This window comes from Bacillus sp. P4_E1, assembly GCF_056401715.1.
Genome location: NZ_JBFUIV010000005.1, coordinates 304,021 through 314,853, shown reverse-complemented (window position 1 = coordinate 314,853; position 10,833 = coordinate 304,021). Strand labels below are relative to the sequence as shown.

At 38.0% G+C, this 10,833-nt stretch carries 13 protein-coding genes; 2 read left to right on the top strand and 11 right to left on the bottom strand.

Annotated features, from left to right (window positions below):
- The first annotated feature begins 75 nt into the window (after positions 1–75).
- Both AC1DS7_RS10075 and AC1DS7_RS10070 read left to right on the top strand, forming a co-directional pair.
- Positions 76–891, top strand: coding sequence for a flagellin N-terminal helical domain-containing protein (locus tag AC1DS7_RS10075; protein WP_476998952.1), 816 nt, complete (start codon positions 76–78; stop codon positions 889–891).
- Between the two features lie 250 nt (positions 892–1,141).
- Positions 1,142–1,927 carry a flagellin N-terminal helical domain-containing protein gene (locus tag AC1DS7_RS10070; protein ID WP_016119957.1) on the top strand — a complete coding sequence of 262 codons (786 nt, stop codon included), beginning with the start codon at positions 1,142–1,144 and terminating at the stop codon, positions 1,925–1,927.
- A gap of 86 nt (positions 1,928–2,013) precedes the next feature.
- Here the strand turns inward: AC1DS7_RS10070 and AC1DS7_RS10065 are convergent, their stop codons facing one another.
- From AC1DS7_RS10065 to AC1DS7_RS10015, 11 genes are all read right to left on the bottom strand, one after another.
- Complete coding sequence (locus tag AC1DS7_RS10065; protein ID WP_016119956.1) at positions 2,014–3,066, bottom strand: P-loop NTPase; 1,053 nt, start codon at positions 3,064–3,066, stop codon at positions 2,014–2,016.
- A gap of 141 nt (positions 3,067–3,207) precedes the next feature.
- On the bottom strand, positions 3,208–3,729 hold the full coding sequence (gene moaC, locus AC1DS7_RS10060; RefSeq protein ID WP_476998951.1) for a cyclic pyranopterin monophosphate synthase MoaC: 522 nt from the start codon (positions 3,727–3,729) through the stop codon (positions 3,208–3,210).
- Between the two features lie 49 nt (positions 3,730–3,778).
- Entirely contained in the window at positions 3,779–4,015 is a 237-nt protein-coding gene (gene moaD, locus AC1DS7_RS10055; protein ID WP_476998950.1) for a molybdopterin converting factor subunit 1, read from the bottom strand.
- A 4-nt stretch (positions 4,016–4,019) separates the two neighbouring features.
- A complete protein-coding gene (locus AC1DS7_RS10050; protein WP_476998949.1) occupies positions 4,020–4,484 on the bottom strand; it encodes a molybdenum cofactor biosynthesis protein MoaE in 465 nt (154 codons plus the stop codon).
- Positions 4,465–5,778 carry a molybdopterin molybdotransferase MoeA gene (locus AC1DS7_RS10045; RefSeq protein WP_476998955.1) on the bottom strand — a complete coding sequence of 438 codons (1,314 nt, stop codon included), beginning with the start codon at positions 5,776–5,778 and terminating at the stop codon, positions 4,465–4,467. Before AC1DS7_RS10045 ends, AC1DS7_RS10050 begins: the two co-directional genes overlap by 20 nt.
- A 19-nt stretch (positions 5,779–5,797) precedes the next feature.
- On the bottom strand, positions 5,798–6,814 hold the full coding sequence (locus tag AC1DS7_RS10040; RefSeq protein ID WP_476998948.1) for a molybdopterin-synthase adenylyltransferase MoeB: 1,017 nt from the start codon (positions 6,812–6,814) through the stop codon (positions 5,798–5,800).
- A gap of 42 nt (positions 6,815–6,856) precedes the next feature.
- Positions 6,857–7,651 (bottom strand): formate channel, encoded by a 795-nt coding sequence (locus AC1DS7_RS10035; protein WP_476998947.1) that lies wholly within the window; start codon positions 7,649–7,651, stop codon positions 6,857–6,859.
- 206 nt (positions 7,652–7,857) lie between these two features.
- The gene (moaA, locus tag AC1DS7_RS10030; RefSeq protein WP_476998946.1) at positions 7,858–8,874 is read right to left on the bottom strand and encodes a GTP 3',8-cyclase MoaA; all 1,017 of its coding nucleotides are present in this window, start codon (positions 8,872–8,874) and stop codon (positions 7,858–7,860) included.
- Positions 8,875–8,890: 16 nt separating this feature from the next.
- Positions 8,891–9,691, bottom strand: a complete 801-nt coding sequence (gene fdhD, locus AC1DS7_RS10025) for a formate dehydrogenase accessory sulfurtransferase FdhD (RefSeq protein WP_476998945.1) — start codon at positions 9,689–9,691, stop codon at positions 8,891–8,893.
- A gap of 16 nt (positions 9,692–9,707) precedes the next feature.
- Positions 9,708–10,052, bottom strand: coding sequence for a Na-translocating system protein MpsC family protein (locus AC1DS7_RS10020; RefSeq protein WP_016094390.1), 345 nt, complete (start codon positions 10,050–10,052; stop codon positions 9,708–9,710).
- A gap of 170 nt (positions 10,053–10,222) precedes the next feature.
- Positions 10,223–10,705: a helical membrane plugin domain-containing protein gene (locus AC1DS7_RS10015; RefSeq protein ID WP_476998944.1), complete on the bottom strand. Its 483-nt coding sequence runs from the start codon at positions 10,703–10,705 to the stop codon at positions 10,223–10,225.
- Positions 10,706–10,833: the final 128 nt, after the last annotated feature.

Here is a 10,833-nt window from a genome sequence, read left to right as displayed (position 1 = left end):
CCTATAAATCTCTTTGTAATCAAAGAGATTTATAGATAACTAAAAGTCCAAGATAAAAAAATGGGGGTTCTTTACATGAGAATTAATACAAACATTAACAGCATGCGTACGCAAGAGTACATGCGACAAAACCAAGACAAAATGAACACTGCGATGAACCGTTTATCTAGCGGTAAATCAATCAACAGTGCAGCTGACGATGCAGCTGGCTTAGCTATCGCTACTCGTATGCGTGCAAAAGAAGGCGGCTTAAATGTTGGGGCGCGTAACACACAAGACGCTATGTCTGCTTTACGTACTGGTGACTCAGCATTAGGCTCAATTTCTAACATCTTACTTCGTATGCGTGATCTTGCTACGCAAGCTGCTAGTGGTACAAATAACACAAAAGATACAGCTTCTTTAAACAAAGAGTATGAGCAATTAAAAGGTGAAATTGGTCATATCGCTGGAAAAACAAACTTTAACGGCAATGCATTCCTAGACACAGCCAGTGGCGGTAAAGATATTAAAATTCAACTTTCTGATGCTGCAAATGATACACTTGATATCACAGCTATCGATACAAAGGCACTTACAAGTGATAAGTTGGGGACTTTAACAGATGTAACTACTGCAAAAGATGAAATAATAGCTCTTGACACAGCTATCCAAGCTGTTGCTGACGCAAGAGCAACTTTCGGTTCTCAATTAAACCGTTTAGATCATAACTTAAACAACGTAACTAGCCAAGCTACTAATATGGCTGCTGCTGCTTCTCAAATCGAAGACGCTGACATGGCGAAAGAAATGTCTGAAATGACTAAGTTCAAAATCTTGAACGAAGCTGGTATCAGCATGCTTTCTCAAGCTAACCAAACTCCTCAAATGGTTTCTAAATTATTACAATAAGCCATTTGAGTTAGTTTCATGAATAAACCTCTCTGCTTGCGGAGAGGTTTATTTTTTCTATATAAACGGATTATTTGTAAAACCCTTCTTTTTTAGGTGAAAGAGAGCATCAGCGATGCCTAGAATCGGTTAATGCCTATTTCTACCCCATCCCCTGTTAAAACATAAATAAGAAATAAGCGTATATCTTTCCATAGCCGTTTACTAGCTTCAATTCACCGTCTAAATCCATCTATAAGGAGTGTCTATTATGCGTATTGGTACGAATGTTTTGAGTATGAATGCTAGGCAGTCGTTGTATAAGAATGAGAAACGTATGAATGTTGCGACTGGTAAGAAGTTGAATGCTGCTTTTGATAATCCAGCTAACGTTGCGATTGTGACTCGTATGCATGCGAGAACGAGTGGTATGCGTGTTGCGATTCGTAATAATGAAGATGCGATATCGATGCTTCGCACAGCGGAAGCTGCGCTTCAAACTGTTACGAATATTTTGCAGCGTATGCGTGATTTAGCTGTTCAATCTGCGAACGGTACAAATTCAAATAAAAACCGTGATACACTTAATAAAGAGTTTCAATCTTTAACTGAACAAATTGGCTATATTGGTGAGACAACTGAGTTTAATGATTTATCTGTATTTGATGGACAAAACCGTCCTATTACGTTAGATGATATCGGTCATACGGTAGATATCACAAAACATATTCCCCCTTCCCCTACACAACATGACATCAAGATTTCAACAGAACAAGAAGCAAAAGCGGCGATTCGTAAAATTGGAAAGGCTTTGCAAAATGTATCACTTCATCGTGCCGATCTTGGCGCGATGCTGAATCGTTTACAGTTTAATATCGAAAATTTAAATAGCCAAAGCATCGCACTAACAGATGCTGCTTCTCGAATTGAAGATGCGGATATGGTGCAAGAGATGAGTGATTTTTTAAAGTTTAAATTGTTAACTGAAGTTGCGCTTAGTATGGTTTCACAAGCAAATCAAATTCCGCAAATGGTTTCTAAGTTACTACAATCTTAAATATAACCTTTAAAACTATTGAAATAACTCCATTAAAAATAAAAAGTGGGATACATACGTGCTATGTATCCCACTTTTATATCAATCTATCCGTTATAAATTAAATCCTCCGCTAAAGAAGTAAATATCTCTCCAACGAGTGAGTCTTCATCATATACACACGAACCTTTATTCTCTTCACGTTTTGCAAAAGGTATTTGGGCGATTATTTCCGTTTGCAGTTGTTCTGCTAACAGTTCACCGCCGCCTTTTCCGAAGAGATAGTTTCTTGAGCCATCTTGTTCTTCGTAATATGCCATATTTTCAACGATACCTAAAATATCGTGTTTCGTATGTTTTGCCATTACTCCCACTCTAGAAGCGACAAATGATGCTACGTTATGAGGCGTTGTAACGATAATTTCCTTCGCCTGCGGAATCATGGCAGCAACATCTATCGCAACGTCTCCTGTTCCAGGTGGTAAATCAAGAAGAAGATAGTCTAGTTCTCCCCAGTGTGTGTTCGCAAGGAAGTTTTGAATCCATTTGTTTAACATCGGTCCGCGCCACATAACCGGGTTATTTCCTTCTGTGAAGAATCCCATCGACATAATTTTAACACCGTGACTAACGACTGGAATTGCCGTTTGATCGATCATCGTTGGCTTTTCTTTCGTTTCCATCATCGCTGGGATACTAAATCCATATATATCTGCATCTAAAATCCCAACCTTTTTGCCCATACGAGCTAAAGCAGTAGCAAGGTTAATCGTCACAGTTGATTTACCAACTCCTCCTTTTCCGCTCGTTACAGTAATAAAACGTACACCCGAATCAGGTCGAAGCATACTAGGCATTCCTGTTTCTGTTCTAGCTTCTTTCTTTAAAGACGCCGTTAATACAGCTCGTTCTTCCGGTGTCATTGAGCCGAATGTTAAAGAAACTTTTGATGCCCCAATATTTCGAAGAGATTCTTCAATATCTTGTTGAATTTTTGCTTTCAACGGACAACCTTGTATCGTTAAAACGACTTCTAGCCCAACTTCTGTACCATCTATCTTTATATTTCTGACCATGTTTAATTCCACAATACTTTTGTGTAATTCTGGATCTTCTACATGGCTTAAAGCATTCATAATCTGTTCGTGAGTAATCATCATACACATTCCTTCCATTGTAATTATTTCACGTTATAAAGTGAAACTTTAATCAGTGGGGGTTTTTGTCCATCCCCCACTGATTATTAGCCTTCACCAATCGGGCTTTTACGGGCAGTTGATCTCCCACCTAACTTCTTTGCTTCAGCCAAATTTTGAGGTGGGAGTCTTACTGCCCGTTAATGCGGGATGAAAAAAGTCTCCGCTTTTCCCACCCGTTTTTTGAACTAAATATGTTTCTTTCATGACCATCGTTTTATCAACAGCTTTACACATATCGTAAAAAGTAAGGGCAGCGATTGATACGGCCGTTAATGCTTCCATTTCTACACCTGTTTTCCCACTGCATTTTACTGTCGCTCGTATGATCAACTCATAGCCAGCAGTTGTCTTTTCATAATGAAACGTAAAGTCTGTTCCTTGGATTAATATCGGGTGACACATCGGGATTATATCCGCTGTTTTTTTAGCACCAATTATGCCAGCAACTTGTGCTACTTGAAGCGGGTCTCCTTTTTTCAATCCACCACTTTGAATTGCTTCAAATAGTTCATTTGATAAAGAAATTGTACTTTGCGCAACAGCTGTGCGTGTTGAAATGTCCTTTTGAGAAATATCAACCATTTTAGCTCTTCCCTCTTCATTCCAGTGTGAAAATTCACTCATAATGATCCTCCTTAACGTTATGAAAGATTTGATACTTAAATAGAAAGAATTAACCTCCACTTACAGGCGGGATAAACGCGACAGTATCTCCAGCTTTTACAATATCTTCGTCCGTTACAAATTCTTCATTAATCGCCACCATAACTTTATCTAGCGTCTGTAATTGATAGTGATCTTTTAGCCATTTTTTTAATTGATGAACATTCATCTCTCGTTTTTCTATTATTACTAATCTCTCTGGGCCGACTTCTTCTCGTAAATTTGCGAACAATAAAATTGTAATCATTCTCTCATTCTTCTTTCTTTGGTTTTCCTTCTAGATAGGGAGTATTTTCAAGTTGATCTCCAATCCACTCCGTTCCATCTTCCCAAAATTCTTTTTTCCAAATTGGGACGATTCTCTTTATACGTTCAATTGCGTATTCATTCGCTTCATATGCTACTTTACGATGCGGTGACGATACTGCAATGACAACGGCGACATCCATTATTTCTAGTCGCCCTACTCGGTGCGTGATTGCTATTTTGGCATCCGGCCATTTTTTCTTAATTTCTTCTCCGATTGCAGTAAGCTTTTTTACTGCCATCGGTTTATAAGCTTCATACTCAAGATGTAACGTTCGTTTTCCTTTCGTTAATTCTCTTACCGTTCCAATAAAAGTTGTAATTGCTCCTGCTTCTCGTCTTGCTACTTTATTCGTTACTTCTTGAGCTACAATCGGAATATCGACAATTTCAAATTGTGCTTGTCCCATCAAAATCTCTCCCTACTTTACGGAATGTCCAAGGCCATTCACTACCTTCGTTATCTTCTAATAAGAGAATGTCTACAAACATCCCTTTCTTATATCCTCTCGTTCCGCCTAGTAGTACAATAAAAATGTTTGATTCTGCTAATGAAGAAACGGAACTAGATTTATCGAATCCTGATGGATAAGCGACTAGTTGTCCTTCGTTATACTGAAGCTTTGCTCGTACAAATCTTGTAAATGGATTAGGTTTTAGAAAATCTTCTCCGAGTATTGCTTTTTCTCGTTTTACATGTGGTGTTTCGCTAAACATATACGCACGAATGCTAGGTCTTACGAATAATTCAAAGCCTACGTAACAAGCAGATGGATTACCTGATAATCCGAATAATAATTTTCCGTTTAATTGCGCTACAGTCGTGACACTTCCCGGCCGCATGGCTACTTTATTAAAAAGAACCGACGCACCTAACTTTTCGTATATAGCTGGCAAATAATCGTAATCTCCTACTGAAACACCACCAGTTGTAATTAACATATCCACTTCGCTTAACGCTCTTTTCACTGCTTCGTAGCATGTATTCAAATCGTCGCTAAACTTCCCAAAGTATTTTACTCTTCCACCAGCTCTTCGAATTTGAGACGATATCATATACGTATTACTATTTCGAATTTTTCCGGGCTGTAATGATTCATCAACATCGAGAAGCTCACTCCCAGTCGCTAACAGTCCAATGACAGGCTTTTTCGCTACTGGCACTTCGCTATAACCGAATGTAGCAAGAAGAGCAGAAATACCTGGATTAATGTAACAACCCCTTTTTGCGAGAACGGTTCCTTTACGTGCATCTTCACCTTGAAAGGATATATTATCCCCTTCTTTAAATGAGCGCCTCACTTCCATATAGCTTTTTCCGATATTCTCATATTGACGATGACGAGTCAGTTCTAGCATGACGACCGCGTTACATCCTTTCGGAATTTGTGCCCCTGTCATAATTCGAACTGCTTGAAACGCTCCTACTTCTTTAGGAAATACGGAACCTGCTCCAATTTCACCGATGACTTCAAATACGATCGGATTCTCACGACTTGCTCGTAAAGTATCTTCTGCCCTAATAGCAAATCCATCATATGGTGAGCGATCGAAGGAAGGAACATCGTGATCAGCTACTAAATCGGCTGCTAATGTACGTCCGTACGCTAATTCAAGTGGTACTAGTTCTTTTACACCACAATTAGCAAATCCCATTACTTTACGAACAGCCTCTTCAACTGTAATCGGCACTCTTCTTTCCATCATTACCAATCCCTTTCTATTAGCCTAATAACCGATAGTATAGTTGTTTTGCTTTTTGAATTTCATTCGTGCCATGAATAAATACACGACCATCTTGAAAAATGACCATGCGGTAATCTTCTAGTTGGCAAGATAGCAAATACGGATTCCGCTCTACTTCCCCGTGTTTTTTTAATACTTTTTCTAAATCGTCAAAGTTGTAATGACTATTATGTGCTGGTCTAATTTGAACTGTATTTCTTCCGCATAAAACAGCTGTCTTCGTTTGATTTTCGTATGATAAATAAGGATAAGTTCTATTTGTTCCGCACGAAGGACAGTCTTCCGTTTTGATTTTTTCTAGTTTGATAGAATGATGTTGATTACTCCATATATCAAACATTAAAAACGTTTTTCTAATTGCTGCGTAATCTTCTACTAAAATTTTGAATGCTTCTGCCACTTGATAGGCAGCGACAATTTGAACAGCTGGACTAATAATTCCAACTGTGTCACACGTCGCTCCTGTAACAGGAACACTTTTCAACACGCAATGTAAGCAAGGTGTTTTCTTCGGAATAATTGTATAGCTCATGCCGTACGATCCGACACAAGAACCGTAAATCCAAGGGATATTGTGTTTTTGTGATGTATCATTGATCACAAACCGAATATCGAAATTATCTGTTGCATCAATAATGACATCGACACCACCTAATAAAGCTTCCATATTATCTACTCTTGCATCCATTACTAGCGCTTGAATTTGCACGCTTGAATTAATTTGTTTGAGACGATTCTGCGCTGCGATTGCTTTTGGTAACTTTTCTATCGCATCTCGTTCAGCGTAAAGTTGTTGCCGCTGTAAATTACTCCATTCTACGTAATCACGATCAATAATCGTTAATTTTCCGATACCTGCACGTACAAATGACTCTGCACTGGCACTTCCTAATGCACCTGCCCCGACTATCAACACATGCTTATTTCTAATCTTCTCTTGACCTTCTTTTCCAATAGGAGTGAACAACTGTTGTCGTGAATACCGCTCTATCATGAAATAGCCTTCCTTTCATCTAAAAATCAACTTCATATACTGTTATTTTTTCAAAACATCTTTTTCGGTAGCACTTTGTTTCTGGTAACAAGAAAAATAAGCGAATCCAACAAATCCCGCTCCGCCAATTACATTTCCGATAAAGACAGGCACAAAGTTTTTCGCAAGATCCATCCACGTAAGGTGACCCGCAAAAATCACGGCTGAAATGACAAACATATTTGCTACTACTTGCTGAAATCCAATGACGACAAATGCCATAATCGGAATCCATATTCCAACAATCTTCCCAATTAAATCATTCGTTCCATATGCTAACCAAATTGCTAGGCAAACGAGCCAGTTACAACCAATTGCTAAAATTAACGTTCTCCCGAAAGATTCATGTAACTTATCTTGAGCTATCGCTATCGTTTTATTTAAATACGCCCCCTCTGTAAGCCCGCCAAGATGACCGAAACAATACGCTATGAAAAGCGCACCGACGAAATTAGTTAAAGTAATCCAGGTCCAATTGTGTAACACATGTTTCAATGAAATTTTCCGCGCATACAGTGCCATGGCCATCGACATCATATTTCCTGTAATTAATTCTCCTCCCGCCAAAACAACGAGCATAAGTCCGATTGGAAAAACCGCTCCTCCTATAAAATTGACTAAACTTCCCCATTGCTCCGGTACATTACCTAGAACACGAATATTAAGTAAAAATCCTAACGAAATGAATGCTCCTCCTAAAAAGCCAAGAATAAGCATCGCGGATAGTGGTTGCCTTACCTTTTGAACACCGGATTCAATCACAAGTGCCGCGATTTGTTCCGGTTTATGAAATGCCATAACCAATTCCTCCATTTTTCTAATCAAAAAAAGCAGCACCAAAAAACCTTAACATCGTAAGGATTTTTGAATGCTGCTTAATCTCTCTGCATATCTCTTACAGAAATATCAATCATCATTTTTACTATACTTATAGAAAGTGTGCAAAACTTGCACATTTCCCACTATTTACGTTAACAAAGAGAATCCATATTCATAGTAGTTTCTCAGCCACCGATATGCGACATTTCAATTTTCGGCATTGTTTTTTTATTCGTACCGCTTAACCGTTCATCTGAATAACGGTCTGAACGATTATTCCAAATGTCACGAATAATATTAGTAATTTCCTCATCCGTATATCCAAAGCGAAGTAATTCTTTAAGATTGTTTCCTTTAGAAGCAAACAAACATGTATACAGTTTTCCTTCTGCGGAAATACGTGCTCTTGTACATGATGAACAGAACGAATCTGTTACAGATGAAATAATTCCTATTTCTTCATCACTACCGATATAGCGATAACGTGTCGCAACCTCACCAGGATAGTTCGCTTCAATACGTTCAAGCGGCATAACTTTATGAATCATCTCTACTATTTCTAGCTTAGAAACTACTTCGCCTAATTCCCAGCCGTTAAAATTTCCGACATCCATATATTCAATGAACCGAAGGATATGCTTATTCTCTTTAAAGTACTCTGCCATCTGAACGATGTCTTGCTCATTTTTCCCTTTTTGAACAACCATGTTCATTTTAATTTTCATTCCGGCTTCCGCTGCAGCCTGTATTCCTGCAAGAACCGTTTTCACTTTACTTCTATTCCCATTTAAATAAGAGAATCGCTCTTCATTTAACGAGTCTAAACTAACTGTCACACGAGATAAACCCGCCTTATATAAATCCGGAGCAAATTTTTTAAGTAATGATCCATTTGTCGTTAAACCAATATCCTCTACTCCTTCAATTTCGTTTAACCGTTGTATGAGTTCAGGTAGGCCTTTTCGAAGTAAAGGCTCTCCCCCAGTAATGCGTAACTTTCTTACACCTAAAGAAACGAAAATACGTGTAAACCTTTCAATTTCATCAAAAGATAAAATTTTATCATTAGACAAAAAAGAATAATCACGACCAAATATTTCCTCCGGCATACAATATCGACAGCGAAAATTACAACGATCAGTAACAGAAATACGCAAGTCCTTTAAAGGACGATCCAATTTGTCTAATGTAACAGATTTCATATTTATTGCCTCGCTTCTACTTATTTATATTTACAATCCGCTCTGGATGCGTATATACATTTAAAGATTTATTACGAATGAAACCTATTGTAGTAACCCCTAACTGCTCCGCTAGCTCTAATGCTAACTCAGTTGGAGCCGATTTTGACAATATTACTTCACAGCCAATTTTCGCAACTTTTAATAGAATTTCAGAAGAGATACGTCCGCTAAAAACAATAATTTTATCACCAATCGAAATGTTGTTTTTTAAACAATAGCCGTAAATTTTATCTAAAGCGTTATGTCTTCCTATATCCATGCGGCTTAAAACAATTCCACTCACATCACATAAAGCTGCGTTATGAACGCCGCCTGTATGTTGAAACGTAGACGCAGATTGCTGCATATCATTCATTAACCGAAAACAATCCTCGGCAGAGATTTTCACGCGAATATCATTCATTTTTTTCGCAGTCAGCGCATCGTTTGCGAAAACAAACCCTTGCCTACTCATTCCACAGCACGAAGTGATATAACGTTTGTTTTGCATGTCACGATAATAAGGGTTGATTTTCGTCGTTTTCACATGTACATAGCCTTCTTTTTCTTGCACCCATATTTCATCAATATCTTCATACTTTCGGATAATGCCTTCAGAGGCTAAAAAGCCGATTACCATATCTTCAATATACTCTGGAGTACTAACCATTGTAACAAATTCCTGGCCGTTAATTTTAACCGTAACAGGAAACTCTGTTACAATGCTGTCCTCTATATGTTTAAATTCCCCTTGCTCATATTTGAAAATTTTCCGTTCCACCTGAATCGATTTCACGATGAGCATCCTTCTCTCACGTTATATTTTTATCAAAAACAAACACGGAAACTGCAATGTCTTCATCTACTTTCATATCAGAAAATAGATGAACTAACTTCGCCCCAACAAGTTCTTCTAAATGTTCACGAGAATTGGCAGCATACACTTCTTGAATCATTTTCGTTCGAGCCATATGAACCATTTCCGCCCCATCCATAGTTCCCGAAATGAATTTCTCTGTAGGTGTCAAATTCCCATAAAGTGTAGCTATAGCCATGTTTTCAGCAAATACAGTATGAATTCGTTCCGGCCCTTTCCCGAACAACTCTTTTCGAAGCTTTCGAATCATATCATTAAATTCATGTACCATTTTTGACATACTCTCATTCCTCCCCAACTAATCAACACTTACTTTTCAAATATTATTCCATTATAACCATTTTATCAAAATGACCATTTCGTCCAACTATTTAATAATGAGACGAAATGGATCATCTTTTTTATCTCAAGTAAACAAACCACATATGAAATACTATTATTGTTGCTTATCTATTCTTCTTTTAACCCTTTACCCATGCCTTTTAAGAAATGAAGACCAAATCCGATAGCACGATTAATATCTGGATCCTTCAGTACTTTCATAAGGTCTAATATTCCTACTTTCTTATTACTTTGCAGATGCTGATTCCCTTCATCCATACCTACTAATGCACTACCTATAAGTTTTTTAGTAAGTTCCGGATCAAGTTCTGTTAAAGCTCCTGCAGCGCCCATCATATTATTAATTAAATTTGTAACTGGTTCACGGGTGACTTGACCTAGAACAATTTTTGCGATTGGTTCTTTCGCTTTCAGCATAGAATTTGCAGCTTCTAGCATCCCAATGTCATTCAGTTCACCTACTATATTAAACATTTGATCTAAAGCTTCTTCATTATTAGCTAGAAGTTCTTTTAAATCTTCGAGTTTTTGTTGTTTTCGTTCTTCCTCAGTTAGCTCCTGCTTTTGGATTGCTTGAATAGGTGCCGCCATATTCTTTTCTCCTCCCTAGTTATCCCGCTATTTGCGGGCAGTAAGACCCCTACCTCAAACTTCAATGAAAGCCAAGAAGTTAGGTAGGGGTTGGGCTACCCATAAAAGCCCGATTGGTGAAGGCTAAT